The sequence below is a fragment of the Mesorhizobium sp. WSM4816 genome, assembly GCF_055811535.1.
Genome location: NZ_JBVVQR010000014.1, coordinates 63,687 through 89,666 on the forward strand (window position 1 = coordinate 63,687; position 25,980 = coordinate 89,666).

The 25,980-nt window shown below is 61.6% G+C and carries 23 protein-coding genes, 1 tRNA gene and 1 pseudogene; 13 read left to right on the top strand and 12 right to left on the bottom strand.

The window, feature by feature from the left end:
* Nucleotides 1-17: 17 nt before the first annotated feature.
* The 8 genes from AC0L3H_RS16905 to AC0L3H_RS16940 form a co-directional block, all read right to left on the bottom strand.
* Nucleotides 18-1,085 (bottom strand): BMP family ABC transporter substrate-binding protein, encoded by a 1,068-nt coding sequence (locus AC0L3H_RS16905; RefSeq protein ID WP_473586227.1) that lies wholly within the window; start codon nucleotides 1,083-1,085, stop codon nucleotides 18-20.
* A gap of 52 nt (nucleotides 1,086-1,137) precedes the next feature.
* A complete protein-coding gene (locus AC0L3H_RS16910; RefSeq protein ID WP_473586228.1) occupies nucleotides 1,138-2,058 on the bottom strand; it encodes an ABC transporter permease in 921 nt (306 codons plus the stop codon).
* A complete protein-coding gene (locus AC0L3H_RS16915) occupies nucleotides 2,058-3,170 on the bottom strand; it encodes an ABC transporter permease (RefSeq protein WP_473586229.1) in 1,113 nt (370 codons plus the stop codon). Before AC0L3H_RS16915 ends, AC0L3H_RS16910 begins: the two co-directional genes overlap by 1 nt.
* The gene (locus tag AC0L3H_RS16920) at nucleotides 3,167-4,744 is read right to left on the bottom strand and encodes an ABC transporter ATP-binding protein (protein WP_473586230.1); all 1,578 of its coding nucleotides are present in this window, start codon (nucleotides 4,742-4,744) and stop codon (nucleotides 3,167-3,169) included. The genes AC0L3H_RS16915 and AC0L3H_RS16920 overlap by 4 nt, the downstream gene beginning before the upstream one ends.
* A 229-nt stretch (nucleotides 4,745-4,973) precedes the next feature.
* On the bottom strand, nucleotides 4,974-5,951 hold the full coding sequence (locus tag AC0L3H_RS16925; RefSeq protein ID WP_473586231.1) for a quinone oxidoreductase family protein: 978 nt from the start codon (nucleotides 5,949-5,951) through the stop codon (nucleotides 4,974-4,976).
* Between the two features lie 34 nt (nucleotides 5,952-5,985).
* The gene (gene pcsA / locus AC0L3H_RS16930) at nucleotides 5,986-6,822 is read right to left on the bottom strand and encodes a phosphatidylcholine synthase (protein WP_023801839.1); all 837 of its coding nucleotides are present in this window, start codon (nucleotides 6,820-6,822) and stop codon (nucleotides 5,986-5,988) included.
* Nucleotides 6,819-7,433, bottom strand: coding sequence for a DUF1326 domain-containing protein (locus AC0L3H_RS16935; protein WP_023801840.1), 615 nt, complete (start codon nucleotides 7,431-7,433; stop codon nucleotides 6,819-6,821). Before AC0L3H_RS16935 ends, pcsA begins: the two co-directional genes overlap by 4 nt.
* A gap of 12 nt (nucleotides 7,434-7,445) precedes the next feature.
* Nucleotides 7,446-8,384 carry a DUF2182 domain-containing protein gene (locus tag AC0L3H_RS16940; protein WP_473586232.1) on the bottom strand — a complete coding sequence of 313 codons (939 nt, stop codon included), beginning with the start codon at nucleotides 8,382-8,384 and terminating at the stop codon, nucleotides 7,446-7,448.
* Nucleotides 8,385-8,446: 62 nt separating this feature from the next.
* On the opposite strand from AC0L3H_RS16940, the gene AC0L3H_RS16945 reads away from it, so the two are divergent.
* Together AC0L3H_RS16945 and hspQ are read left to right on the top strand one after the other, a co-directional pair.
* Nucleotides 8,447-9,658, top strand: a complete 1,212-nt coding sequence (locus tag AC0L3H_RS16945) for a UbiH/UbiF family hydroxylase (RefSeq protein ID WP_473586233.1) — start codon at nucleotides 8,447-8,449, stop codon at nucleotides 9,656-9,658.
* 200 nt (nucleotides 9,659-9,858) lie between these two features.
* Nucleotides 9,859-10,182 (top strand): heat shock protein HspQ, encoded by a 324-nt coding sequence (gene hspQ / locus AC0L3H_RS16950; RefSeq protein WP_473586290.1) that lies wholly within the window; start codon nucleotides 9,859-9,861, stop codon nucleotides 10,180-10,182.
* A 151-nt stretch (nucleotides 10,183-10,333) separates the two neighbouring features.
* Here the strand turns inward: hspQ and AC0L3H_RS16955 are convergent, their stop codons facing one another.
* Nucleotides 10,334-10,963, bottom strand: coding sequence for an invasion associated locus B family protein (locus AC0L3H_RS16955; RefSeq protein ID WP_023801844.1), 630 nt, complete (start codon nucleotides 10,961-10,963; stop codon nucleotides 10,334-10,336).
* 232 nt (nucleotides 10,964-11,195) lie between these two features.
* Here AC0L3H_RS16955 and AC0L3H_RS16960 point away from each other — a divergent pair, with 232 nt between their 5' ends.
* The 3 genes from AC0L3H_RS16960 (at nucleotide 11,196) to AC0L3H_RS16970 (ending at nucleotide 16,134) form a co-directional block, all read left to right on the top strand.
* Nucleotides 11,196-13,010, top strand: a complete 1,815-nt coding sequence (locus AC0L3H_RS16960) for an extracellular solute-binding protein (protein ID WP_473586234.1) — start codon at nucleotides 11,196-11,198, stop codon at nucleotides 13,008-13,010.
* A gap of 23 nt (nucleotides 13,011-13,033) precedes the next feature.
* On the top strand, nucleotides 13,034-13,714 hold the full coding sequence (locus tag AC0L3H_RS16965; RefSeq protein ID WP_473586235.1) for a DsbA family oxidoreductase: 681 nt from the start codon (nucleotides 13,034-13,036) through the stop codon (nucleotides 13,712-13,714).
* Nucleotides 13,715-14,229: 515 nt separating this feature from the next.
* Nucleotides 14,230-16,134 (top strand): ABC transporter ATP-binding protein/permease, encoded by a 1,905-nt coding sequence (locus tag AC0L3H_RS16970; protein ID WP_473586236.1) that lies wholly within the window; start codon nucleotides 14,230-14,232, stop codon nucleotides 16,132-16,134.
* A 117-nt stretch (nucleotides 16,135-16,251) separates the two neighbouring features.
* On the opposite strand, the gene gor is transcribed toward AC0L3H_RS16970, so the two are convergent.
* The 3 genes from gor to rpiA form a co-directional block, all read right to left on the bottom strand.
* On the bottom strand, nucleotides 16,252-17,640 hold the full coding sequence (gene gor / locus AC0L3H_RS16975) for a glutathione-disulfide reductase (protein WP_473586237.1): 1,389 nt from the start codon (nucleotides 17,638-17,640) through the stop codon (nucleotides 16,252-16,254).
* Nucleotides 17,641-17,785: 145 nt separating this feature from the next.
* Nucleotides 17,786-18,352, bottom strand: a complete 567-nt coding sequence (locus AC0L3H_RS16980) for a DUF2059 domain-containing protein (RefSeq protein WP_473586238.1) — start codon at nucleotides 18,350-18,352, stop codon at nucleotides 17,786-17,788.
* Complete coding sequence (gene rpiA / locus AC0L3H_RS16985; RefSeq protein ID WP_473586239.1) at nucleotides 18,339-19,067, bottom strand: ribose-5-phosphate isomerase RpiA; 729 nt, start codon at nucleotides 19,065-19,067, stop codon at nucleotides 18,339-18,341. The genes AC0L3H_RS16980 and rpiA overlap by 14 nt, the downstream gene beginning before the upstream one ends.
* Nucleotides 19,068-19,233: 166 nt before the next feature.
* Between rpiA and AC0L3H_RS16990 the strand changes: the two genes are divergently transcribed.
* From AC0L3H_RS16990 to AC0L3H_RS17025, 8 genes and pseudogenes are all read left to right on the top strand, one after another.
* The gene (locus AC0L3H_RS16990; protein WP_091590970.1) at nucleotides 19,234-19,917 is read left to right on the top strand and encodes a phosphoglycolate phosphatase; all 684 of its coding nucleotides are present in this window, start codon (nucleotides 19,234-19,236) and stop codon (nucleotides 19,915-19,917) included.
* 128 nt (nucleotides 19,918-20,045) lie between these two features.
* A tRNA-Val gene (locus AC0L3H_RS16995) sits at nucleotides 20,046-20,120 on the top strand.
* A gap of 445 nt (nucleotides 20,121-20,565) precedes the next feature.
* Entirely contained in the window at nucleotides 20,566-21,828 is a 1,263-nt protein-coding gene (locus AC0L3H_RS17000) for an ABC transporter substrate-binding protein (RefSeq protein ID WP_473586240.1), read from the top strand.
* A 69-nt stretch (nucleotides 21,829-21,897) separates the two neighbouring features.
* Entirely contained in the window at nucleotides 21,898-22,965 is a 1,068-nt protein-coding gene (locus AC0L3H_RS17005) for a carbohydrate ABC transporter permease (protein WP_473586241.1), read from the top strand.
* 1 nt (nucleotide 22,966) lies between these two features.
* The gene (locus AC0L3H_RS17010) at nucleotides 22,967-23,842 is read left to right on the top strand and encodes a carbohydrate ABC transporter permease (RefSeq protein ID WP_473493221.1); all 876 of its coding nucleotides are present in this window, start codon (nucleotides 22,967-22,969) and stop codon (nucleotides 23,840-23,842) included.
* 128 nt (nucleotides 23,843-23,970) lie between these two features.
* Complete coding sequence (locus AC0L3H_RS17015; RefSeq protein WP_473586242.1) at nucleotides 23,971-25,056, top strand: ABC transporter ATP-binding protein; 1,086 nt, start codon at nucleotides 23,971-23,973, stop codon at nucleotides 25,054-25,056.
* 128 nt (nucleotides 25,057-25,184) lie between these two features.
* Nucleotides 25,185-25,442 carry a PepSY domain-containing protein gene (locus AC0L3H_RS17020; protein WP_473586243.1) on the top strand — a complete coding sequence of 86 codons (258 nt, stop codon included), beginning with the start codon at nucleotides 25,185-25,187 and terminating at the stop codon, nucleotides 25,440-25,442.
* 224 nt (nucleotides 25,443-25,666) lie between these two features.
* Nucleotides 25,667-25,943: pseudogene (locus AC0L3H_RS17025) on the top strand (hypothetical protein); the annotation flags it as partial.
* Nucleotides 25,944-25,980 lie beyond the last annotated feature (37 nt).

Below are 25,980 nucleotides of genomic sequence, written 5' to 3' on the forward strand. Positions count from 1 at the left end.
TTTGGCCCAGCTTGCGCTTACTGCGGCAGCTTGTCGTCGACGCCCTTGACGTAGAAGTTCATGCCGAGCAGCGTCGGGTCGTCGGCGACTTCGCCTTCCTTCAGCCACGGCGTGCCATCCTGCTTGGCAATCGGCCCGGTGAACGGGTTCCATCCTTCGACGATCTTCTTCTCGGTGGCTTCCGCCATCGCCTTCACGTCGTCGGGCATGTTGGTGTAAGGGGCCATTTTAACGGCGCCGTCCTTGATGCCCAGCCAGACATTGCCGGGTTTCCAGGTGCCGTCGAGCGCGGCCTTCACCCGGCCGATATAATACGGCCCCCAATCGTCGACGATCGAGGTCAACTGCGCCTTGGGGGCGAACTTGATCATGTCCGAAGACTGGCCGAAGCCCTGCAGTCCGCGCTCTTCGGCGACTTGCAGGGCAGCGGTCGAGTCGGTGTGCTGGACGATGATGTCGGCGCCCTGGTCGAACAGAGCCTTGGCGGCATCGGCTTCCTTGCCCGGATCGAACCATGAATTGATCCAGACGATCTTCGCCTTGAAATCCGGCTTGATCGACTGGGCGCCGAGCATGAAGGAATTGATACCCATCACCACCTCGGGAATCGGGAACGAAACGATGTAGCCGGCGACGCCCGACTTCGATTGCTTGGCGGCGATCTGGCCGAGGATGTAGCGGCCTTCGTAGAAACGTGCGTTGTAGATGCCGAGGTTTTCTGATGTCTTGTAGCCGGTCGCGTGTTCGAACATCACGTCGGGGAATTTTTTGGCGACCTTTACTTCGGGGTCCATGAAGCCGAAGGACGTGCCGAAAATGATCTTGCATCCTTCGCGCGCCAGGCGCTCGAAGGCACGATCGGCATCGGGACCCTCGGAGACGTTCTCCAGATAAGCGGTTTCGATCTTGTCGCCGAGCGCCTTCTCCACGTCCAGGCGGCCCTGGTCATGCTGGTACGAATAGCCGAAATCGCCAATAGGTCCGGTATAGACCCAACAGGCTTTCAGCTTTTCCTGCGCTTCGGCGGTCGCCGCCAGCGACAATGCCGCCGCCGCGGTCATCAGCGCAATAAGTAGTTTTTTCATCGTGTTACCTCTCTGAGTTAAGCCTTGGAGCTTCCCGTTTGTCTTTTTATCGTCAGCGATCCGGAACGAATGGCTGCCCCAAGGAAGCCGGTGTGTTCGTCATCGTCAAACGCTTGTTGCGCGAGATTAGAACGAGAACCACGATGGTTGCCAGATAGGGCAACGAAGAAAGCAGTTGCGAGGGAACCGGAATGCCAAAAGCCTGTGCATGAAGCTGGCCGATCCAGACCGCGCCGAAGATATAGGCGCCCGCCAGCACCCGCCATGGCCGCCATGATGCGAACACGACCAGCGCCAGCGCGATCCAGCCGCGTCCGGCGGTCATGTTCTCCACCCATTGCGGCGTATAGACCAGCGACAGGTGCCCTCCGGCAAGGCCCGCACAGGCGCCGCCGAAGACCACCGCCAGATAGCGGTAGCGGATGACCTCGATGCCAAGCGCATGGGCCGATGTGTGGCTGTCGCCGATCGAGCGCAGCGTCAGCCCGGTGCGGGTCTTGAACAGGAACCACATGACGGCGGCGGTCAATGCAATCGAGATGTAGAAGATCGGGTCCTGGCCGAACAACAACCTGCCGATGACGGGCATCGCCGTCAGGCCGGGAATGTCGAGGTTTGGCAGCCTCGCGCCGGGCTGGCCGACAAAGCTGGTGCCCATCATGCCGGAAAGCCCCAGGCCGAGCAGTGTCAGCGACAGGCCGGTCGCCACCTGGTTGGTGGCCAGCGACAAGGTCATGACGGCGAACAGCAGTGAAAACACCGCACCCAGGGCGATCGCCGCCAACAACCCGATCCATGGCGATCCGGTGAGATAGCCGGCGCCGAAACCGCCGACCGCCCCCATGATCATCATGCCTTCGACGCCGAGATTGAGCACGCCGGAACGTTCGACCACCAGCTCGCCAATCGCCGCGATCAGCAAAGGCGTCGCCGCGGTTGCGATGGTCAAAAGAATGTTGACGGTGATGTCCATCAGCGGGCCTCCTCCAGCTTCGGCGTGGCTTCAAGCGTCGGCGCAGCCAGGCCGATCAGACGAATGCGGTAGTGAATGAGCGTGTCGCAGCCGAGCACGAAGAACAGGAGCATGCCCTGGAACACGCGCGCCACCTTGTCGGAGATGCCGAGCGCGCTTTGCACCGCCTCGCCGCCAAGATAGGTCAGCGCCAGCACCAGGCCCGCCGCGACAATGCCTAATGGATTGAGCCGGCCGAGGAACGCCACGATGATGGCGGCAAAGCCGTAGCCGGGCGAAATCACCGGCTGCAGCTGGCCGATGGCGCCGGAGACTTCGGAGATGCCGGCAAGTCCAGCCAGTGCCCCCGACAGCATGAAGGCGAAGAACACCATCCGGTTGATGCCGAAGCCGGCGAAGCGCCCTGCCCTGGGGCTTGAGCCGAGCACGCGGACCTCAAAGCCTTTCAGCATGCGGCTCATCAGGATCCAGACCAGCACCGCCGCGACCAGCGCGAACACGAAACCCCAATTGGCACGGCCGGAGGCCGGCATCAGTTCCGGCAATATCGCCGAGTCGTTGAACTGTATCGTCTGCGGGAAATTGAAACCCTTCGGATCGCGCCACGGCCCGCGCACCAGCCAGTCGAGGAACAGCTGCGCGACATAGACCAGCATCAGGCTGGTCAGGATCTCGTTGGTGTTGAAGCGCGCCTTGAGCAGGGCGGGAATGGCGGCGTAGGCGGCACCGCCGACCATGCCGAACAGCAGCATCAGCGGCAGCACCAGAGGCCCTTCAAACTGTGGAAACAGCACCGGAACGCTCGAGCCGACGATGCCGCCCAGGATGAACTGGCCTTCCGCGCCGATGTTCCAGATGTTGGCTCTGTAGCAAACCGACAGGCCTACCCCGATCAGGATGAGCGGTGCCGCCTTGATCGCCAGCTCATGCAGCTGCCAGACCTGACTGACAGGCTCGAGGAAGTAGATCTGGAACGCCTTCAAGGGATTGACGCCAAGCAGCGCGAACAGGATGGCGCCGGCAATGATCGTCAGCACGAATGCAATGAAGGGCGACAGCGCCGAGAACAGCATCGAGCGCTGCGGCCGTTTGACGAGTTCGAGGCGCATCATGACGTCTCCAGAGCGTGTTCGGCGTGGCCCGGCTCGGCCCCGCCCATCAGCAGTCCGATCTTTTCGAATGTGGCCTCGGCGATCGGCAATGGCTTCGACAATTCACCATTGTGCATCACCGCGATCGCGTCGGATATCTCGAACAATTCGTCGAGATCCTGGCTGATGACCAGCACTGCCGAGCCGCTGCGCGCCAATTCGATCAGCGTCTGCCTGATATGGGCGGCCGCACCGGCGTCGACGCCCCAGGTCGGCTGATTGACGACCATGACGCTTGGTCTGCGGTCGAGTTCGCGGCCGACGATGAATTTCTGCAGATTGCCGCCTGAAAGCGCTGCCGCCTCCGGGTCCGCAGCGCTCTTGCGCACATCCATCGCCTTGATGATGCGTTGGGCAGCGGCATAGATCGCATCGCTTTTGACCATTCCGCCGGCGCCGACAAACACCTTGCCGTCCGTGGCATGGCGCGACAGCAGCAGGTTTTCCGAAAGCTTCATACGCGGTGCTGCACCGTGGCCGAGCCGCTCTTCCGGCACGAAGGCAGCGCCCATCAGCCGCCTGCCGGTGATGCTGAGGCCGCCGGCGTCCTTGCCGCGGATGCGTACCGAGGCGGCATCCTGCTGCGGCACCTCGCCGGAAACGGATTCGAAGAACTCGCCCTGGCCGTTGCCGGCGACGCCTGCAATGCCGATCACTTCGCCGGCGCGTACGGTCAGGTTGATGTTTCTGAGCGGGATCGAGAACGGCGTTGCCGGCTTGCGGCTGAGCGCGCGGATTTCAAGCAGCGGCTGCGCGGTCTCGATACCCTGGGCCGGCGCGCGCACCACGGCCTGCACGTCGTTGCCGACCATCATGCGGGCCAGCGATGCCGCGGTCTCCTTGCGCGGATTGCAATGGCCAACCACCTTGCCGTGGCGCAGCACGGTGGCGCGGTCGCAGATACGCTTGACCTCTTCCAGCCGGTGCGAAATGTAGAGGATGGACTTTCCTTCCGAGCGCAGCCGTTCGAGCGTCTCGAACAGCTTGTCGGCTTCCTGCGGCGTCAGCACCGAGGTCGGCTCGTCGAGGATGATGAGTTGTGGCGTCTGCAGCAGACAGCGGATGATCTCGATACGCTGGCGCTCACCGACCGAGAGGTCGCCGACCAGCGATTGCGGATCGAGCGGCAGGCCGTAGCTATAGGAAAGCGCCCTCGCCTTCGCGGCAATCGTGCTGATCGGCGAACCGTCGTCCAGCGACAGCGCGATGTTCTCGGCCGCCGTCAGTGCCTCGAACAGCGAAAAATGCTGGAACACCATGCCGATGCCAAGCTTCTTCGCAAAGCCGGGATTGGTGATCTTGACCGCCTGGCAGTTCCAGAAAATCTCGCCCGAATTGGGCTCCAGCGTTCCGAACAGCATTTTGACGAGCGTCGACTTGCCGGCGCCGTTCTCGCCGAGCAACGCATGGATTTCGCCTTTTGCGACGGTGAGATCGATATCGTCGCACGCTGTCAGTGTGCCGAACGTCTTGGTAAGGCCACGAACCTCAAGCAGGTTGGCGTCGTCCTGATTTGCACTCACGGTGCCTCCCATCTGGTTTGCCAGATATGTTCTGTGTTCCCGCAGGCATGGTATGCGCGGCCTGCTGTCGTCGCAAAGCGGCACCCGTCTTGAAAGAGCTTCAAGAATTTCAGCGGAAACCTAACGCATCGGCCCGAAAATCGAAATCGATTTTCGGAAAGCACGATGCGTGGGTTCAAAATGTCAGAGCGTGCTTTTGTGCGTCCAAGTGGACGCACGTCGCTCAAAGCGATGGCAAGGCTCAGGGGACAAGAATGGTTGTCCCGGTCGTCCTGCGGCCTTCGAGGTCGGAATGCGCCCTGCCGGCATCCTGGAGCGCGTAACGCTGATTGATCTTGATCTTGACCGCGCCGCTGAGCACGATTTCGAACAGCGCGGCGGCGGACGCCTCCAGGTCTTCGCGCCTGGCGTTGTAGACGAACAGCGTCGGACGGGTTGCGAACAGCGAACCTTTCTGCGCCAGCAATGACATGCTGAACGGCGGGACCGGTCCCGACGATTGACCGAAGCTGGCGAACATGCCGAGCGGCCTCAGGCAGTCGAGCGAGGCCGGAAAGGTGTCGTTGCCGACCGAATCATAGACGACGTCGCACTTCTTGCCGCCGGTGATGGCGAGGACGCCGGCGACGAAGTCCTGCTCGCGGTAGTTGATGACGTGGTCGAAGCCATGCGCCCTGGCGAGCTCGATCTTGTCGGCGGAGCTGGCGGTGCCGATCACGGTTGCGCCAAGATGCTTGGCCCATTGGCCGAGGATCAGCCCGACACCGCCGGCCGCCGCGTGAAACAGGATCGTGTCGCCCGCCTTCACCTTGAAGGTACGGCGCAGCAGATATTCCGCCGTCATCCCTTTCAGCATCATGGCGGCCGCCTGTTCGTCGCTGATACCGTCCGGCACCTTGACGACGCGATCGGCCGCGATCACGCGCTGCTCGGCATAGGCGCCAGTCGTCACGGCGTAGGCGACGCGATCGCCCGGCTTCAGCCAGTCGATATCCGCGCCCACTTCCACGACCACCCCGGCCGCCTCGCTGCCGGGTATCAGCGGGAAACCGCCTGGCGGCGGGTAAAGGCCGGAGCGATGATAGACGTCGATGAAATTGAGGCCGATCGCCGTGTGCCTGACCAGTATTTGCCCCGAGCCGGGTTGGCCCGGATCGGCGTCCTCATAGGTCAGGACCTCCGGACCGCCATGGGCGTGGATGCGTATTGCTTTGGACATTGATGAGGCTCTCTTGGGACCAGACTCTATGGGATCAGGTTTTCTTGGCGCCGAGCGTTGGAAAGAGCTGCATGATACCGCCGATGCATGCGAGGTAAAGTCCGGTGACCGTGATGCCGATCTTGGTGAAGACACTCACCTGCTCGCCCAGGACGCCGATCTGGTCGTAGAAGGCGGCAAGAGCTGCCTGCGCCAGCGCCAGCGCTCCGAAAGCGCACCATAGCAGCGTCATGCCAAGGTTGATCGGCCGCAGCCGCGCCACCCGCACCGGGTGGATGAAATTGATCGGCACAAAGGTCAGGATGCCGGCCACCACGACCACGGCGAAGGAAACCCATTGTCCCGGCTCGATGACGAACAGCGTGAACACCACCATGTTCCAGACCACGGGAAAACCCTTGAAGAAATTTTCCTTGGTCTTCATCCCGGTGTCGGCATAATAGATCGCGCTCGACACGACGATGATCGCCGCCGACAGGAACGACAGGCCCTCACCCATGAAGCCGCGCTGGTAAAGCGCGAAGGCCGGTATCAGCACATAGGTGACGTAATCGATGATGTTGTCGAGGAGTTCGCCCGACCACGTCGGCAGGATTTCCTTGACCTCGAGCTTCCTGGCGATCGGCCCGTCGATGCCGTCGACGAACAGCGCCAGCCCCAGCCACCAGAACATCGCCGTCCAGCGCTGCTCGCTCGCCGCAACCAGCGACAGGAACGCCAGGAACGAGCCCGATGCGGTCAGCAGATGAACCGAAAATGCGCGCGCCTGCGGCCATGTGACTTTCTTCTTCGGCCTCGGAATCTTGTCGGCGATTTTCCTGGCCGTGATTTTTCCGGCCGTGATTTTTCTGGCCGTTGTTTTTTTGCTCACGGGCCCCGCCAGTCCAGCTTGCAGATTTCGGCCGAGCGGCCGGCAAAATTCCAGTTGCGACCGAAGGCCCGCATCTTGCTCTTGTCGGACCTGGCGACGATGATTTCCGGTGCGATCCAGTACTCCGAATTGCTGATCACCGTATCCTTGTCGCGGTCCTTGCCGGAAATCGGCGTCACCGCTCCATCGATGATCTTCGGGATCTGGAAGATCCGCGTCCTGTCGCGCGTCTCATAAGTGATCGGCGCCTGCTCGACGCCGAGGAACTTTCCGACCAGGATGGAGAGCAGCGAGGTGGTCCCGCCAGCCTTGCCGGTAAAAATCCTGGTCAGCGCCTTTACCGCGTAGACTGAGGCGCGCTTGTCGATGAACAGTCCGGCGGTCCAGTTGCCGCGGCTCATGTAGCCGGGGATTTCCATGACCAGCCCAAGATTGAGGCCGGACAGCTCGACCTCGCCGAAATGGCCGGCATCGATGCGGAACCCCGCCCAGGTCTGGCAATAGCCCTCGGTCGGCGGATGACTGCCGAGAGACAGCACGCAAGGACAAAAAACCGTGCAATTGCAGGAGAGCACCAACTCTCCTTTCATTGCCCAGCCTTGATCCGCCATAGAATTCTCTCCCTATGCCGAGACTACTAGCAGGGCGGTTGCCCAGACAAGCAGTATCGCACCGGCGATCCGGGTTGGCAGCCTGCCCGCCGTCTGTTTTTCGATCAAGGTGAACAGGCCGATCAACGCCAACCAGAACACGTTCATGACACCGACGGCGAACATCACCAGCATCAGCGCCCAGCAGCAGCCGAGGCACCAGACACCCTGCTCGATGCCGAGCCGAAAAATGCGGCCGGGCCTCGCGCTCCAGTTCGAAAACAGGATCGAGAACGGGCTTTTGCATTTTGTCAGGCAGGCTTCCTTCAGGCCGCTGAACTGATAGAGGCCAGCAACCAGAAGCGCAGCCGCTCCTGTCGCTCCGACCACCGGATCGAGCATCTGCACAGATGAAGCGAGGGCGTGAACGATGAGCGTCAGTGCCGCAAACATTGCCGACGCAGCCAACCACACGCTGAGGTAACCGGCGACCAGGATCAGCGGATGGACGACCGCTTCGCCTTTGATCCGCGCGGTATCGGCAATCTCGCAATAGGTGCGGATCATCGGCGCCGCCGAAGGCAGCATGGTGGCGACCGCCATCAGGAACCACATGACGATGAGCACTCCGGCCTGCGCGCCGACGCCCCTGTCGAGCGGCGCAGGTGCAAGACAAAGGCTGAAGAAGCGCTCGAGAAAATCCGGCAGCGGCAGCCCCGGCAGGTACCTGAGCATCGTGTCGCCGGGTGCATCGATGCCCGGAACCCGGCTTTCGGCGCCACGTATGGCCATGGCGCCAAGCAGCAGCCATGCCAGGACGACGGCTGCGCCCAAAACGATGTTCACCGCCAGTCGAGGATTGCGCGAGACGCTCGCCGCGGCGCGGCCGAAACGGTCGAGATGACTGAAACCATGGTCTTCGGCGGTCATGGCAATCGAATGGGCTGAATCGCCGCGTTGATCAAGCCGCATGATCTGATCTATATGCTCATCAGGTCTGACCGACCGCCTCGCATCGCAACCGGGAAGCCGAATTGGACCGTCGGGAAACAGCACGGATACTGGTTGCCGGCAGTGGCCCGGCAGGGCTGATTGCAGCGCTTGGTTTCGCAGACGCCGGCTTTCCCGTGACGCTCGTCGGTCCCGAGACAAATGGCCAGGACGGCCGCACGACGGCCTTGATGAACCCGGCCCTGAAGATCCTCGAACGGTTGGGCGTGCTCGATGCGGTGAGGTCCCAGGCCGCACCGCTGAAGGTGATGCGCATCGTCGATGCAACCAGCCGGCTGATCCGCAGCCCGGTGGTCATTTTCCGCGCCAGCGAAATCGGCGAGGAGCAGTTCGGACTGAATTTACCCAACAGTGCGCTCAACCCCGCACTTGCCCGTGTTGTTGCCGCCCATTCCGGCATCGAATGGCGAAAAGCGATGGTAGAGACCTGGCGCCTCGAGGGCGACCATGCGCATGCGATGCTGTCTGACGGCAGCGAGATCACGGCATCGCTGGCCGTCGCTGCCGATGGCCGTTTGTCGCCGGCCCGCGAGGCTGCCGGCATCTCGACGTCGGCGCGGTCCTATCCGCAGGCGGCATTGGTTCTCAATTTCGGCCACCGCAGCGACCACGCGTTCACTTCGACCGAGTTCCACACCGAGACCGGCCCGTTCACCCAGGTTCCCCTGCCCGGCAATCGGTCGAGCCTTGTCTGGGTGGTAGAGCCGGAAACGGCGAAGGAACTCGCCGCACTGGACGACGCGGCGCTTTCGATGCGGGTCGAACAGCGGATGCAATCGATGCTGGGCCGGGTTTCCGTCGAACCCGGGCGGCAGGTCTACCAGCTTTCCGGCGTGACGCCGCGGTGCTTCGCGCGCAACCGGGTGGCACTTGTCAGCGAAGCCGCCCATGTGTTTCCGCCGATCGGCGCGCAAGGTCTCAACCTTGGTATCAGGGATATCGATGATCTGGTTGGAATTGCTTGCAAAAACAGGGATGATCCGGGCGCCGTCAAGGCCCTCGCAGCCTATGATTTCAAGCGCCGGCCCGACATCCTGGCGCGCAGCAATGCGGTCAACCTGCTCAACAAATCGCTGCTCTCGCAGATGCTGCCGGCACAGATGGCGCGCAGTGCTGGCCTTGGCGTGCTCGGCGGATTCGCGCCGCTCCGCGCCTTTTTCATGCGCGAGGGGCTGCGGCCCGGCAGTGGTTTTGCAGCGCTCGCCGGCGGCTTAAGGAAACAGATCCGGCGCTAGCACAGGGCGGGCTGGCCCGTAGCTTGGCGGGGCGTCAAGCGTTCGGCATTGAAATCATGCGGCGTCTGCGTCAAATAGGTCAGGTATCAGCCATAAGTCGGGCTCGATTTTTTGAAGCGTAACGCGTAAATTCAAGGTCTTAGGGAGTCTTTGCGCATTCCAGGGACGCGGCACTCTAGGACTTAGTGGTGAGTACCATGATGAAAACAGCCAAATTTTCGATCGGACAGGTGGTCCGCCACCGGCTGTTTCCGTTCCGCGGCATCATTTTCGATGTCGACCCGCAATTCGCCAACACCGACGAATGGTACGAGGCGATCCCGGTGGATGTGCGGCCGCGCAAGGACCAGCCCTTCTACCACTTGCTCGCCGAGAATTCGGAAACGGAATACATCGCCTATGTGTCTGAGCAGAACCTGCTCGAGGACCGGTCTGGCGAACCGGTGCGGCATCCGGAGATCGGCGAGATGTTCGACAAGAGGCCGGACGGACGCTACGAGCCGAGACGCCAGTCAAGACATTGACCTGACGAAAATCGCGGGGACTTGACGAAAATCGCGGGGACCTGACGCGATTGCGGGCCTCGTGGGATCAAGAAATGGCCGGACGGAACAAAAAGGCGGGGCATGACCCCGCTTTTTGTTGGCTTGAGAAATTGTCTTGTTTGCTCAGGAATCAGTTGGCGGTCTTCGCCTTGTCCTGTTCTTCCTTGAGCTTCTTGGCGAAGTCCTGGTTGTTCTTGGCAACGAAATCCTGAAGCTTCTTCTGCCGATCCTCGATGTCCGACTGCTGCAGCGGCGGCCCGTCGAAGGCGCCGCTGAAGCCGGTCAGAGCGACCTTGATCGGGTTCGGCTGGTTCTGGAAATTGACTGAGGTCAGCGTCAGGTTCGAACCCTTCTTGAAGGAACTGATGAGCTGATCGGTCAGCGGCACTTCCGCCACGCAGCGGTCGGGGAAGCAGATCACATAGTCGAGCTTCTGCGCCTTCGCGGTGTCGATCTGGAGGCCAATGCCGGGAGGAATCAGGCGACCGCTCGGAACCGTCACCTGGAACACCTTGCGGTTTACCTTGCCCTTCAATTCGATCAGGCTGACGCCGGTGACGAGCTGGCCGTTGCCGGCAGTGGTGATGTTCTGGACATTGCAGATGTCGACGTCTTCCTGCTTGGTGCAGGCTTTGAACCAGCCCTGCGGAATCTGCTGTTGCTGCTGCGCGAGAGCAGCGGGAAGCTGTGCGCCCAAAAAGCCGACCACGCCAGCGGCCATGACCGACAGGCGGTACGCGTTGCTGTTCAGGCTCGTCATATCGTGCACTTCCTCTCAAATGATCCCGGGACCGGCTTCTTCGCGCCGTGTGGTCCAGCTAACTGTTGCCGAAATGAGGCAACAGAATGACTTCGAACGGCGTGTTACACTGCAAGCGGTGCCGAATCCAGCCTGATGTCAGCAATTCTTGAGCTCGCGATTGACCGGGAGGCGGTCGGCTCATGTTAGGGTGCGCTCCGAATCATCAAGCCGACCCGGTAAGGAGACGGTCATGGGCCGCGTTCTTGTTTGGCTGATCGCCGCGATTATCACCCTTTCGCCCCAGCCGGCCTTGTCGGAGCCGAAACACGCGATCGCCATGCAGGGCGAGCCGGCGCTGCCGGCCGACTATGCGCATTTCAACTACGTCAATCCCGATGCGCCGAAGGGCGACAGCATCACCTATTGCGTCGTTGGCAGCTTCGACAATCTCAACCCTTTCATCCTGAAAAGCCTGCGCACGACGGCACGCGGCATGATCGACAGGATTTTCGGCAATCTCGTCTTCGAGCCGTTGATGCAGCGCAATGACGATGAGGCCTTCAGTCTTTACGGCCTGCTTGCCGACACTGCCGACATGGATCCGGAGCGCAAGAGCATCGAATTCCACCTCGATCCGAGGGCCAAATGGTCTGATGGCCAACCGGTGACTGCGGAAGACGTGCTGTTCACCTACGACGTCTTTACCGAGAAAGGCCGGCCACCCTACAGCGCCCGCATGAGCATGGTCGCCAAACTGGAAAAGACCGGCGACCGCAGCGTGCGCTTTACATTCAACGACAAGGCTAATCGCGAGACTCCGTTGGTTATCGCGATGACGCCGATCGTGCCGAAGCACGCTTTCGACAAGGCGACCTTCGACAGGACCACCCTGAAACCGGTGATCGGCAGCGGCCCTTACACCGTGGCGCACGTGGCGCCTGGCCAGCGCATCGTGTTCAAGCGCAACCCGAATTATTGGGGCAAGGACATCCCCGCCAAGCGCGGTTTCGACAATTACGACCAGATCACCATCGAATATTTTCTCAACGCCAACGCCAAGCTGGAAGCTTTCAAGAAAGGCATCTGCGCTATCGCTGACGACAGCGATCCGGTCAAGCGCGAGCGCGATCTCGACTTCCCGGCCTTCCACAAGGGCGACGTGATCGCCGAAAATTTCGACACCGGCATCCCGCCAGTGGTGACTGGGTTCCTGTTCAACACGCGGCTGCAGAAGTTCTCCAATCCGGTGGTTCGACGCGCACTCGGCATGCTCTACGACTTCGAATGGGCCAACAAGAACCTGTTTGGCGGCAAGTACATGCGCACCATGAGCTATTGGCAGAATTCCGAGCTGTCGGCACTCGGCCATCCGGCCGACGACAGGGAAAAGGCGCTCCTGGCACCCTACCCGGGTCGTGTGCCGGCCGATGTCATGGACGGCACCTGGCGGCCACCTGTCACCGACGGCTCGGGCCAGGACCGCAGGGTGCTGAAAGCTGCCTTCGACATATTCAAGGGCGCGGGCTATGCCCTGCAGGATGGAGTGATGCTCGATCCCGAGGGGAAACCCTTCGGCTTCGAGATCCTGACCGCCTCCCAGAACGAAGAGCGCCTTGCCGCCATCTACCAGCGCACGCTTGCGAAGATCGGCATCGATGTCACCATCCGCAGCCTTGACGGCGACCAGATCCAGTCACGCAAGCAACGTTTCAATTTCGAGGTGCTGATCGGCGCCAGCGGCTTCGAGAACTCGCTGTCGCCGGGCATCGAGCAGTTCGGGCGCTGGGGATCAGCTGCCGCCAATGCCGAAGGGTCGTTCAACCTTGCCGGCGTCGCCGATCCGGCGATAGATGCAGCACTCGAGGCGATGGTCGACGCCCGCAGCCGCGAAGATTATGTTGCCGCCGTCCGGGTCCTCGACAGGTTGTTGATCTCCGGCCACTACATGGTTCCGATGCAGCACAACACGCAGCAATGGCTCGCCTACTGGAGCTATCTGGAACATCCGCGAAAGACCCCCATATCCGGTTATCGACTGCCAACATGGTGGCGCAAGCCGAAGTGACCTCTTCGGAACAGGAGATCAAGATGAGCGACGAGAAGTCGATTACCGTCGATGTGGTCTCCGACGTCGTCTGCCCCTGGTGCTTCATCGGCCAGAAGCGGCTCGACAAGGCGATCGCCGCGGCAAACGAGGTCGAGGTGCATACTCGCTGGCGGCCGTTCCAGCTCGACCCAACCATCCCGCCCGAAGGCAAGGATCGCCGCGAATACATGATGGCCAAATTCGGCAGTGACGAACGCGTCAGCGAGATCCACGCCCGCATCGAGCCATTGGGGGAGGCCGAGGGCATCAACTTCGCCTTCGCCGCCATCAAGGTTGCGCCCAACACGCTGGACGCGCACCGCCTCATCCGTTGGGCTGGTGCCGCCGGCGAGGTCATGCAGAACCGGCTGGTTCGACGTCTGTTCCAGTTGAATTTCGAGGAAGGCGCCAATCTCGGCGATCATGTCGTGCTGATCAACGCCGCCCGCGAGGCCGACATGGATGCGTCCGTCGTCGAGACGCTTTTGCCGACGGACGCCGATGTCGAGGCGGTGCGCACCGAAATCGCCACTGCTTCGCGCATGGGTATCACGGGAGTGCCGTGCTTTCTGCTTGAGGGCAAGTATGCGGTGATGGGCGCTCAAGACGTTGACACGCTCACCGACGCCATTCGCCAGGTTGCGGCGGCGAAGGCGCGGGGCGAGTTGGAGAAAGCGAACTGATGGACGTCCTTCCATAGGCGCCTTTGGGGACATCGCCAAAGCAGCCAACGCCCTCCGGGCCAACGCCCCTCCGGTCACTTTCCGGCTGCCGCCCGGTCGATAAGGCAACAAAGATGACAGCGTATCTTTGCGTCGATTCGTCTTCCGCAGCTTAAAAATCGGCTGATCGACCACGCTCTTGCCTCACAAAACTGTGCAAAAAGCTTTCCCTTGGGGAAGATGCTGACGCTTGCCTACGTGAACCAGCAACTCATTGAAATTATCGTGATAATTTGAGTCGAGAGCGTGATCGCATCGCGTTGCCGCTGTTGCTTAATGGCAACGGCCAGGGGTTCAATCCTCCAAAGCCGAGAAAAGATAATTGAAAATGATCAATTGGTGTTACTGTCTGTAACAAAACTAAGAGAGGTTTGGGCGGGATTGTGATTCGGGTCGGTAGACCAGAGCGACATTCAATATCGGAAAAATGGCTCCGCGGCGCCGCAAGGTCGCCGCTCCTGACACCGGTTTCCTCGATGCGCAGCTTCTGGGGACTGATGCGGGCCTACTGGTTCTCGGACCGCTGGGTGGAGGCCTGGACGCTGACGCTGGTCATCGCCCTGTTTACCGCGCTCTCCAGCAAGGCTGGCGTCTGGTTCGCCGAAGCATCCGGAGAACTGGTCAACTCGATTGCCTTCTACCATGACGCCGCGAACACCACGCCGCTCGCATCGCTGCTCACCAACGCCGGCGTGCTCATCCTTCTGGTCGTGCTCAAGGACGCGGGCTTTACCGGCATCCGCACTTTTGTTTCCGCGACGCTGCATCGCAAATGGCGCGCTTGGCTGGACAGCCGTTTCAACGCAGCGCTTCTCGACACCAATCACACGCATTTCCATGCTCAGCACGGTTCCTCCGGCGCTGCTGCCCCCGACAACATCGACCAGCGCGTCCAGGAATCGATCAAGGACATGACCGGCGGAGCCATCGGGCTCGCCATCGGGGTGATGGCTGTCGCCACATCGCTTTATTTCGTCGGCCGGAAACTGCTTGAAACCTCGGCAGAGGTGAAAGGGCTGGAGTTCCTCGGCAGCTATGGCAGCGCGGTCTTGGCTTTCCTGGCGGTCGCCATTTACGTGCCGCTGAACACCTGGATCGCGGTGAAGCTCGGCAGGTTGCTGGAACGGATCAACATCCGGATGCAGCAATCCGAAGGCAGTTATCGCGGCGAGCTGACCACGTTCCTGCGCCGCAGTTTCCATGTCGCAGCCTCCCAGGGCGAGAATGTGCAAAAGACGATGCACGAACGGCTTTATGTCGACATCGACCGCACCTGGGCAAGGCTGAACATCGTCAACACCAGCTATCGTTCTTTCGAGCTGGTCTACACTTTCATCGGCGCCCGCATTGTCGCCTATGCGCCGGGCCTGGTGCCCTATATCCACAACCGTTTCGACCTCAAGGGCTACATAACCGGCTCCGAGATGGTCAACTCACTCATCAATCAATGTTCGTGGTTCATCCATGTCATGCCTTCCATTGCGGCGCTGCGCGCCAACAGCCAACGCGTGACCGAACTCGCCACCGCGATCGAAAACGTCCAACACCCGCAGGAATTCTATAGTCTCACCGGCTGTTCCGATTTCCGCTACGACCGTCAGAACCCGGTTTTCGGCCTGACCATCCAGAAACTCGAGCTGACCCATCAGGGCGAGGACGCCACGCCCTTCCTGAGTGCCGCGAATTTGCGCTTCCGGCGTGGCGAGTGGACGTTCCTGAAGGGCGAATCCGGCTGCGGCAAGACATCGCTGATCAAGGCGATCAACGGCCTGTGGCCCTATGGCCGCGGCTCCATCGTCTTTCCGGAAGGGGTCGAAAGTTTCTATGCCGCCCAGGAGGTCAAGCTGCAGCAGGTCTCGCTGAAGCAACTGGTCTGCCTGCCCGGTTCAGAGCGCGATCACACCGACACGCAGGTTGCATTGGCCCTGCATAAAGCCGGCCTTGGCGATTTCATCGAACACATGGGCGATGAGAGCCGCGACGGAATGAGCTGGGACCAGGTGCTTTCGGGCGGCCAGAAACAGAAGCTGGTTGTCGCTCGTATCGTGCTGCAGCAGCCGGGGCTGCTGTTCCTCGATGAAGCGACCGGAGCGCTCGATCCGGAAGGGAAGATCGCTTTCCATCAAGCGATCAAGGACAATTGTCCAGATGTCACGGTGATCTCGATCATGCACGAGGCGGTGCCGCCAAGGTCGCTTTCAGGCGCCGAATTCTACCACAGCATCGTTGCCATCGCGGACGGCGTCGCGACCAAAAAGCCGCTGGCGCCGAGCCTGCCGGTCGAGCTCACCACCATCCTCGCGCACCCCAGGCCAGTCGAGGAAACAAGGCCGGTCGAGGAAAGATGGCTGCGCTTCCCTCGCCGCATCAGGCAGAAATAGCGGCGAACAGAATATCGTTGCACAGTGTCGCATCGGATTGGTGATCTGTGGTCGGGTGGTGCGGCGCCATTGCTTGCGAGCATCGAGTGCTCCGTTGGCGAGGGTATGGGAAAAACGTCAGGCGCGCTCGCCGTCCCTCACCCGGTAGGTCGGCTTGTACATGGTGACGAGTTCTTCCGCCGCGGTCGGGTGCACGGCCATCGTGCGATCGAAGTCATCCTTGGTCAGCCCGGCCTTCAGCGGAATGCCGAGAAGCTGCGCCATCTCGCCGGCATCAGGCCCGAGGATATGGGCGCCGAGCACCTTTTTCGAGGCGCCGTCGACCACCAGCTTCATCAGCATCTTTTCGTCGCGGCCCGACAGCGTGTTGCGCATCGGCCGGAAGGTGGCGCGGTAGACCTCGACGTCGGAAAAACGCTTTATGGCCTCGTCTTCCGACAGGCCGACCGTGCCGATCTCGGGCTGCGAGAACACCGCGGTGGCGATCGTGTCATGGTCGGGCGCGGTCGGGTTGCCCTTGAAGGCGGTCTCGACGAAACACATCGCCTCATGGATCGCCACCGGCGTCAGTTGCACGCGGTTGGTGACGTCGCCGATCGCCCAGATGTTGTCGATGCTGGTGCGCGAATATTGGTCGACATGGATAGCGCCGGTCCTGGTCATCTCGATGCCGACGCCCTCAATCCCCATGTTTTCGGTATTGGGCAGACGGCCGATGGCGAGCATGACCTGATCGACCGTCAGCACCTTGCCACCGGTAACGACAGCGTCGAGGCGCCCGTCGGGACGTTTCCTGACCCATTCGGACACGGCATGGCAGAGGATTTTTATCCCCTTCTTTTCCATCGTCTCGTGCAGCATGCGCCTGAGATCCATGTCGAAGCGAGAGAGGATCTCCTTGCCGCGATAGACCAGCGTGGTGTCGACGCCGAGACCGTGAAAGATGTTGGCGAATTCGACGGCAATATAACCGCCGCCCTCGATCATGATCGCGTCAGGCAATTCCTTGAGATCGAAGGCCTCGTTGGAAAAGATACAATGCTCATGGCCGGGCAGAGCCGGGTGCGGTGCCGGACGGCCGCCGGTGGCGATGAGAATCTGGTCGGCGGTGACGGTACGGTCCTCGCCGAGAAGATGCACCGCATGCGGATCGACCAGCATGGCGCGTGACTGAAACGTCTCGCCGCCGGCGCCTTGGACATTTTTCCTGTAGATGGCTTCCAGCCGGCTGATCTCGCGATCCTTGTTGGCAACCAGTGTCTGCCAGTCGAAGCTCGCCTGCGGCACGGTCCAGCCGTAACCGGCGGCGTCGGCAAAGTGCTCGGGAAATTGCGAGGCATAGACATAGAGCTTCTTCGGCACGCAGCCGCGGATGACGCAGGTGCCGCCATAGCGGTATTCCTCGGCAATGCCGACGCGCTTGCCGAGTGCCGCCGCCACGCGCGCCGCCCTCACCCCGCCGGAGCCGCCGCCGATGACGAAAAGATCGTAGTCATAGACGGCCATGGCGCGGCTCCTTGCCCTTCAAAAATGTCTGAGACAGGTAGGCTGCAAACCAGCAAAAGAAAAGCCCGGACGCAGCCCATCCTGTCGGACGCGCAACGGAGGCGGGCTTTCCGGTCCAGCAGCGATGACGCCGCCGGAAACAGGCTCAGTTCTTCGGTGCTTCCGGCTGCGTGCCATCAGCAGGAGCCGCGGCATTTGCCGGTGCTGCGGCCTTTGCCGCCGCGGCCAGCGTTTCGCCGACCTGCTGGGCGAGATCGCGAGCGAGGCCGTTCTGCCATATCTCGGCGGCCTTGAGCAGCTCACGCGTCACGGCCTGGCCGCTGTCGAGCAGTTTCTTGCCGGTATCGGAATTGTAGAAAGCGGCGATTTCGGTAAGCTCTTTTTCAGAAAATACCTTGGCATAGGCCAGGGCCGCTTCCTTCTCGAGATCGGCGCGGCGCGAGGCCAGCGCCAGAGCCTTTTCGCTAACCGTTCTGCCGATCAACTCCTGCATGTCCGGGTTCTTTTGGATAAGCTGCTGCTGAAGCGCGGCGGCGGCCTGCGGCAGGATGTTGTCGAACGGGTCCGTCGCGTCGATCGCCGCGACTGCGGCGCGGGCTGCCTTAAGATGCCCTTCGCTGACGTCCTGCGAGAACGCCGGTGATGAAAACGCAAAGACGGCTGAAGCTGCCAGAATTGCAGAAAAACGGCGAACCCGGTTATGCAACGTCATGATCGGTAGAACTCCCTGGTTTTCGGGCGGCATGGACGGTTTGGACGCCGTCGCCGGCTATGATGGCCGCTGATGCCAGCCCGATGAAAAGACCATGCTCGACCACGCCCGGAATGGCATGGAGAGCATTCGAAAGCGCTCTTGTATCCGGAATGCGGCCAAAAGATGCATCGAGGATAAAATGGCCGCCGTCTGTAACAAAAGGCTGGCTTCCCGTCATCCTCAATGTGACGGGGCCGGAAAGGCCGAGCCTTCCGGCTGCCGCGGCGACGGCGATTTCCGTGGCACGCAGGCCGAACGGGTTGACCTCGATCGGCAGTGGAAAACGGCCAAGCGTCTCGACCATCTTCGAACGGTCGGCAATGACGATCATGCGGGCGGAAGCCGCCGCCACGATCTTTTCGCGCAGCAGCGCACCGCCGCCGCCCTTGATCAATGTCAGCTCCGGATCGATCTCGTCGGCGCCGTCGATGGTAAGGTCGAGCTCGGGCGTTTCTTCCAGCGTCGAAAGCGGCACGCCAAGCTCGCTGCAGAGGGTGGCGGTGCGCTCCGAGGTCGGCACGCCGATAATGGTAAGGCCGGTGGCGACCTTTTCGGCGAGCAGCCGAACGAACTCTTCGGCCGTCGAGCCGGTGCCGATGCCAAGCCGCATGCCATCGCTGACATGGGCAAGTGCCGCCCGCGCGGCCTCGACCTTCAGTTGCCTCGCATCCATGCTTTGCCCCGGATTTCGCTTGTTTCGGCGCTCCTAGCATCTTTGCCCGTCCGGTCAAAGACTTTGCCCTGTGGATTGACGCCCTGTGGATTGAGCCGGCACGGCTTGCCTGGATGGGCTGCAGCGGCTATCGCCTGCAGGCAGCGCAATCGTCACAGGACATGCCATGACCCGACCGATCATCGTGTTCGACCTCGACGGGACGCTGGTCGACACAGCGCCGGACCTGCTCGACAGCCTCAACCACAGCCTTGCCGCCAGCGAACTCGCAGCCGTCGACGAGGCCGGCTTCAAGCGCTTCGTCGGCCATGGCGGCCGGGTGATGATCGAGCGCGCGCACGCCGCGCAGCAGAGATCGCTGGTGGTAGAGGAACACGACCGATTGCTAAAACTGTTCCTCGATCATTACACCGACAACATCCCGGGCAAATCGCGCCCCTACCCCGGCGTCGTCGAGGCGATCGCCCGATTCGAGGCAGCCGGCTATCTCCTGGCCGTCTGCACGAACAAATACGAAGCCAACTCGGTGGCGCTGATCGAGGCGCTCGACCTGGCGAAGCATTTCGCGGCGATTTGCGGTCAGGACACGTTTGCGTTCCGCAAGCCCGACCCGCGCCATCTGACCGAAACCATCGTGCTCGCCGGCGGCGATCCGCACCGCGCGCTGATGGTCGGTGATTCGCAGACCGACATCGATACGGCCAAGGCGGCCGGCATTCCCGTGGTGGCAGTGGATTTCGGCTACACCGACCGCCATGTGCGCGAATTCGAACCCTCGGCGGTGATCTCGCATTTCGATGCGCTGACGCTTGGTCTGGCCGAACGCCTGATTGCAGCTGCCGGGCACTGAGCGCGACGGCGACCGGACCGCTCCCGGCGGGCCTGCATTCGGTCCTCGTCGGAACGCCAGCACATCGCCTTGACATCCCCGGCCGGCCTCCCTTATATCGCGGCGCGCTTGGCCTTCGGGCAACGAGCGGGCGATTAGCTCAGCGGGAGAGCACACCCTTCACACGGGTGGGGTCGCAGGTTCAATCCCTGCATCGCCCACCAATACCCGCTTCCCGTACAAAGTTACCATCCGCTTCGGAGCCGCCTACGCTTCGAACTTCCGCCTCATCGCAAGGTTTGCCATGACCCGGTTCATGCGATTCGCCAGGCAGCCGGGGACACATCACAAGGCGCTGTCTACCCTTGGAATCGCTCAAGCTGCACATTGAACGCGGCCGGGAGAAAGTTGACGCAGGATAAAATCGTTCTAGGTGAACTGCTATCTCAGTGGCCCGCGAACTGACGAGGGGAAATCGCCGTCGACCTCCTGCTCCGATTAGTAAAACTGCGCAATTGCAAATGCGTCCGGCTTCCGCGAACATTGCTGGACCCCATCAAGGGCCCGTAGCGGCCGACCCGATACTGAGCGCTGGCTTCCCGGCCCGCTGTCCGGCGGCCTCGCCTTGGATCCAGCCAGCGTCCTTAAGTCAAAAGGGAGGAATATCAGATGAAACTGACAAAACACCTCACCGGTCTGGTGATCGCGTCGACCTGTCTGTGTGCGCCCGCGCTGGCGCAGACCAGGTTGACCATGTGGTATCACGGCGCCGGCAATGAGGTGGAGTCGCGAATCCTCAACCAGATCATTTCCGACTTCAACACCAGCCAGTCCGACTGGTCGGTGACCATCGAGAGCTTCCCCGAGAAGAGCTATAACGATTCCGTCGCGGCGGCGGCCCTGGCGGGCAACCTGCCCGACATCCTGGATGTGGACGGGCCCGTCATGCCCAATTGGGCCTGGGCCGGCTATCTGCAGCCGCTGCCGATCGACGAGAGCGAGTTCGCCGACTTCCTGCCCGGCACCAAAGGTGTGTGGGACGGCAAGCTCTATTCGGTCGGTCTGTGGGACGCGGCGGTGGCGCTTTTTGCACGCCAATCGACGCTGGACGAGTTGGGCCTGCGCACCCCGACCCTCGACAAGCCCTGGTCGCGCGAGGAATTCATGGCCGCGCTCGATGCCGCCAAGGCCTCCGGCAAGTATGAATTCGCCCTTGATCTCGGCATGAACGACCAGGCCGAGTGGTACTCCTACGCCTTCTCGCCGTTCCTGCAGAGCTTCGGCGGCGACATTGTCGACCGTTCGACCTACAAGACCGCGGAAGGCGCGCTGAACGGCGAGGCTGCGCAGGCGTTCGGCAAGTGGTGGCAAGCGCTGTTTACCGGAGGCTATGCGCCTGGCACCAGCGAGGACCCGGCCGATCAGCAGACCGGTTTCATCGGCGGCAAGTTCGCCTTCCAGTGGAACGGCAACTGGCGCGCGGTGGCAACGATGGAAGCCGTGGATGACGTTGTCTTCCTTCCAGCCCCCGATTTCGGCGCCGGCAACAAGATCGGCGCGGGATCTTGGCAATTCGGCGTGTCGGCCAAGTCAAAACATCCGGAAGGCGCTGCCGAGTTCATCAAGTTCGCCGCGCAGGACAAGTACCTGGCCGCCTTCTCCGACGGCATCGGCCTGATCCCGCCGACGCCCTCGGCGGCGCAGATGACGAAGAACTACAAGGATGGCGGCCCGCTCGCGGTGTTCTTCGACCTCTCCAAGGCACAAGCCCTGGTGCGCCCGGTCACCCCGGGCTACGTGGTCCAGGCCAAGGTCTTCACCAAGGCACTGGCCGATATCGCCAATGGCGCCGACGTGGCCGACACGCTTGACGCGGCGGTCGACGAGATCGACGCCGACATCGAAAACAATGGTGGCTACGGTCACCGCTAGTTCTGTCGCGCCGGGGTCCTCGCCAGCCGCGGACTCCACCCTCTGTGGCTTGCTGGGCGGATACCGCAAATGGCGTCGAAGCTAACCCTGTCGAACCGGGCGGGCTGGACATTCGTCCTGCCGGGCTTCGCACTTATCTTCACTTTCATCGTGCTGCCGTTTTTCTTCGCGATCGGTCTGTCATTGACAAATCAGCGGCTGCTGTCACCGAACCCGACCCAGTTCGTCGGGTTGGAAAACTATCAGCAGCTCCTGGGCCTTGCTGTGGTGACCCTCAAGCCAGAGCGCGACGATGCTGGCGAAGTGGTCCGAAACGAGGCCGGCGAAATCCAGTATCCCCGCCTGCGCGAGATCACCCGCAGCGACGACTATCCTCAGTATCGCGGCATGCGCGAGTGGTTCCGCTGGCAGTCCGGCGAAAACGTCATGATCGTCATCGCCAGCGACGTTGTGTTCATGAAGGCGCTGGTAAACACCTTCCTGTTCGTCCTGGTCGTGGCGCCGGTCCAGGGCAGCCTCGCGCTGATGCTTGCTTTGCTGATCAACCACAAGGTCAGGGGCATCAACCTGTTCCGGACCATCTACTTCATGCCGGTGGTGGTCTCCATCGTCGTGGTCTCGCTCCTCTGGCGGTTCATCTATGACGGCCAGAACGGGCTGTTGAACAGCATCCTCCAGGCCCTCACCTTCGGCCTCTTCCAGCCCGTCGACTGGCTTGGCAATCCCTCGACGGCGCTGCCCGCAGTCATGGCCATGTCGATCTGGCAGGCCGTCGGCTTCCACATGGTCATCTGGCTGGCGGGGTTGCAGACGATCAGCCCCACGCTCTACGAGGCCGCCGCCATCGAGGGGGCTTCGAGATGGCAGACCTTCCGCTATGTCACCTGGCCCGGCCTGCGCAACACCGCCGTGCTTGTCCTTGTCGTGATCACCATGCAGGGCTTCGCGCTTTTCGCCCAGATCGACGTGATGACCAGTGGCGGTCCGCTCGACAGCACCCAGACCCTCGTCTTCCAGGCGGTCGAGCGCGGCTACGGCAAGCAGGACATCTCCGGCGGCTCGACCATCTCGGTCATCCTGTTCGCGATCGTGCTGGCGATCTCACTCATCCAGCGCTGGCTGACACGGGAGCGTTAGGATGGCCTTCGATCCCGACAATTACGGCCTCAGACTGTTCGCCCGCTATCTGGTACTGTGCCTGATCGCGCTGATCTTCGTCTTTCCGCTCGTGTTCATGATCAACTCGAGCTTCAAGCCGGACAGTCAGCTTCTCGCGGACACTTCCAGCCTGCGTGCATTCCTGCCCGTCGGCGACATCAGCCTCAACAACTATTTCGGTGCGTTCCGGCGGGCGCCTGTCGGCCTGTTCGTCCTAAACTCGGTTCTGGTCACCGGGGTGACTGTCCTCCTCTCGCTGCTGATCTGTTCGCTGGCCGCGTTCTCCTTTGCTTTCCTGCGGTGGAAGGGGCGCGATGTCCTGCTCTCGATCGTCATCGCGACGCTGATCATCCCTTTCGAGACCATCGCTATCCCGCTCCTGCTCCTGGTCTCGAAACTGCCCTGGATCGGGCTTGATGGGCTGCATTGGGGCTGGCTCAATACCTACCGGGTGCAGATCATCCCGTGGATTGCCGACGGACTGACGATCTTCCTGTTCGTGCAGTATTTCAAAGGGCTGCCGGGCGAACTGATTGAGGCAAGCCGGGTGGAGGGCGCGAATTGGTGGCAGGTCTACTATCGCGTCGTCATGCCGCTTTCAGGGCCGGTACTGGCGACTGCCGCCATCCTGAAATTCCTCGTCATGTACAACCAATATCTCTGGCCGCTGATCGTGGTGCAGCAGGAAGGCTATCGCCCGGTCATGGTCGGCCTCGGCTACTTCTTTCAACTCAACGTCGCCTGGGGCGAAGTCATGGCTTATCTCACCCTTATCACCGTCCCGGTGCTGGTCTTCTACCTGTTGCTGCAGCGCGCCTTCATCGCGTCGATCGCCTCGACCGGCGTGAAGGGCTGACTGCATGGCTCTCGCGCTCAAACGCCAGTGGATCCGGGACGGCCGGTCAGCCCCATTCCTCAAGGCCAACCAATCGATCGGAGACCCCGAATTGCCGCACATGAATCAGGAAACGGGAGCCATCGCTCATGGCTGAGGTCTCACTCAAGGGCGTCAAGAAATCCTTCGGTCGCGTCGAAATCATCAAAGGCGTCGATATCCACATCAACGACGGCGAGTTCGTCGTCTTTGTTGGACCGTCGGGCTGCGGGAAGTCCACGTTGCTGCGCATGATCGCCGGACTCGAGGACATAACCGAAGGCACCCTCGAGATCGGCGGCCGGGTGGTCAACCAGCTGCAGCCCAAGCAACGCGGTGTTGCGATGGTGTTCCAGAGCTATGCCATCTTTCCGCACATGACCGTGCGCGAGAACATCGCGTTCGGCCTTACGATCGCGGGCGCTTCCAGGCAGGAAAAGCAGCAGAAGGTGGCCGAGGCCGCACGCATCCTGCAAATGGAACATTTGCTCGACCGCCGGCCAGGTCAGCTTTCGGGCGGCCAGCGCCAGCGCGTCGCCATCGGGCGCGCAATCACCCGGAAACCGGCCGTATTCCTGTTTGACGAGCCGCTCTCCAACCTCGACGCCGCACTGCGCATGGACATGCGCATGGAAATCGGCCGGCTGCGCAGGCAACTGGGCACAACGATGATCTATGTCACCCACGACCAGGTCGAGGCGATGACGCTGGCTGACAGGATCGTCGTGCTGAAGGACGGTCAAGTCATGCAGATCGGAGCGCCGATGGAGCTCTATCACGAACCGGCCAACAGGTTCGTAGCCGGCTTTCTCGGAGCCCCGTCGATGAATTTCCTGAACGTCGACGTCCTCGCCCTCGATGGCGAAGCGGCAATGGTTGGCAACCAATCCCTGGAGCCGATCAGGGTAGCGACCAGAAGGCGCGCCTTCCGGAAAGACGGCAAGGCCATCCTGGGTGTCCGTCCGCAGCACCTCCGGCCGGTGCAATCTGGAAAAGGCTTGCTGCATGGCATCGTGGCACATGCCGAGCGATTGGGCAGCGAGACGGTCGTCGACCTGACCCTTCGCGATAACAGCGAACTCATTGCCGCCTTCAATGAAGACAAGGTCTTTGAACCGGGTGACGCCCTGGAACTCACGTTCGACACGGCCTTGGCCCACCTCTTCCCCGACGAAGGTGAGTTGCAGACGCATTAGCATGAGCAACGACAACAAGATGCGTCTGCCAATTTCGCTTGTGTCCATTCCGGAACCCGGAACAAACCTGCCCGGAACAAACCTGCATGGCCGCGAGTTTCTACTTTCGCGAGAAGCGAGGGAAAGCCATGTTCAGACTTGTTTTGGCGACAGGCGTCGTAGTTCTCTTTTTCGGTGAACCGGCCCTTGCCGCAGACGGAAGCCCGTTGCCGCCGCAGAATGCCAAAAAACTGTCGGAAATAATCGCCAAGGTCGAGCAGCGCGACGACTTCCGCTATGTCGACGAGGTCGCCTGGGACAGCGGCGCCTACACCGTTACTTATTACACGACCGACAAGGCGAAGGTCGAAATCACCTACGATCCGGTGACGGCCGAGCCCAAATAGATCGCGGCCATCTTCCCCCAGCCGATATGTGCGGCCGGCTTTCTCTTGAAGGACCCGGAACAATTCCGGCAGGTTACAGCGCAGCCTGGGGGACGATCCCTCGGAAGCGGGCGGCGGCGTGGCTTCACCAAGAGCGGGGCCCGCACCCTTTTCGGCATCCCCTTGCGCCGATGCGCCTTTGATGGCTGACTGCGGCGTGATCATTGAGCCGCACGGGGGTGGGCATGGCGACGGCAAAGCATGTGGCGAAACGCGTTCTGATGATGCTCGCCGGCTATTTCGTTGCGGTGCTGGTCGGGCTGATTGCCGTGGCCACGATCTATGGTGCATTGAAGTTCGCTGCCTGATGCACCGGCGTATTTCGATCTCATGGGGGTCTCCCCCATCGCGGCGCTGGTCGTGCCGTCGCTCGGCATGTTGATCTATTTCCTGACGATCATACTGACCGGTCTGCAGACACTGATCTTCGCTCTGATCGCCGAATTGTTTTCGCTGCGCAGTGTTTGGGCTGCATATGGGGTCGGTTCCGGTAGGGGGC

Excerpts from the sequence above, each read along its gene's own strand:
- AC0L3H_RS16905 (WP_473586227.1), bottom strand. The coding sequence starts at position 1,085 with ATGAAAAAACTACTTATTGCGCTGATGACCGCGGCGGCGGCATTGTCG.
- AC0L3H_RS16910 (WP_473586228.1), bottom strand. The coding sequence starts at position 2,058 with ATGGACATCACCGTCAACATTCTTTTGACCATCGCAACCGCGGCGACG.
- AC0L3H_RS16915 (WP_473586229.1), bottom strand. The coding sequence starts at position 3,170 with ATGATGCGCCTCGAACTCGTCAAACGGCCGCAGCGCTCGATGCTGTTC.
- AC0L3H_RS16920 (WP_473586230.1), bottom strand. The coding sequence starts at position 4,744 with ATGGGAGGCACCGTGAGTGCAAATCAGGACGACGCCAACCTGCTTGAG.
- AC0L3H_RS16925 (WP_473586231.1), bottom strand. The coding sequence starts at position 5,951 with ATGTCCAAAGCAATACGCATCCACGCCCATGGCGGTCCGGAGGTCCTG.
- AC0L3H_RS16935 (WP_023801840.1), bottom strand. The coding sequence starts at position 7,433 with ATGGCGGATCAAGGCTGGGCAATGAAAGGAGAGTTGGTGCTCTCCTGC.
- AC0L3H_RS16940 (WP_473586232.1), bottom strand. The coding sequence starts at position 8,384 with ATGCGGCTTGATCAACGCGGCGATTCAGCCCATTCGATTGCCATGACC.
- hspQ (WP_473586290.1), top strand. The coding sequence starts at position 9,859 with ATGAAAACAGCCAAATTTTCGATCGGACAGGTGGTCCGCCACCGGCTG.
- AC0L3H_RS16955 (WP_023801844.1), bottom strand. The coding sequence starts at position 10,963 with ATGACGAGCCTGAACAGCAACGCGTACCGCCTGTCGGTCATGGCCGCT.
- AC0L3H_RS16960 (WP_473586234.1), top strand. The coding sequence starts at position 11,196 with ATGGGCCGCGTTCTTGTTTGGCTGATCGCCGCGATTATCACCCTTTCG.
- AC0L3H_RS16965 (WP_473586235.1), top strand. The coding sequence starts at position 13,034 with ATGAGCGACGAGAAGTCGATTACCGTCGATGTGGTCTCCGACGTCGTC.
- AC0L3H_RS16970 (WP_473586236.1), top strand. The coding sequence starts at position 14,230 with ATGCGCAGCTTCTGGGGACTGATGCGGGCCTACTGGTTCTCGGACCGC.
- gor (WP_473586237.1), bottom strand. The coding sequence starts at position 17,640 with ATGGCCGTCTATGACTACGATCTTTTCGTCATCGGCGGCGGCTCCGGC.
- AC0L3H_RS16980 (WP_473586238.1), bottom strand. The coding sequence starts at position 18,352 with ATGACGTTGCATAACCGGGTTCGCCGTTTTTCTGCAATTCTGGCAGCT.
- rpiA (WP_473586239.1), bottom strand. The coding sequence starts at position 19,067 with ATGGATGCGAGGCAACTGAAGGTCGAGGCCGCGCGGGCGGCACTTGCC.
- AC0L3H_RS16990 (WP_091590970.1), top strand. The coding sequence starts at position 19,234 with ATGACCCGACCGATCATCGTGTTCGACCTCGACGGGACGCTGGTCGAC.
- AC0L3H_RS17000 (WP_473586240.1), top strand. The coding sequence starts at position 20,566 with ATGAAACTGACAAAACACCTCACCGGTCTGGTGATCGCGTCGACCTGT.
- AC0L3H_RS17005 (WP_473586241.1), top strand. The coding sequence starts at position 21,898 with ATGGCGTCGAAGCTAACCCTGTCGAACCGGGCGGGCTGGACATTCGTC.
- AC0L3H_RS17010 (WP_473493221.1), top strand. The coding sequence starts at position 22,967 with ATGGCCTTCGATCCCGACAATTACGGCCTCAGACTGTTCGCCCGCTAT.
- AC0L3H_RS17015 (WP_473586242.1), top strand. The coding sequence starts at position 23,971 with ATGGCTGAGGTCTCACTCAAGGGCGTCAAGAAATCCTTCGGTCGCGTC.
- AC0L3H_RS17020 (WP_473586243.1), top strand. The coding sequence starts at position 25,185 with ATGTTCAGACTTGTTTTGGCGACAGGCGTCGTAGTTCTCTTTTTCGGT.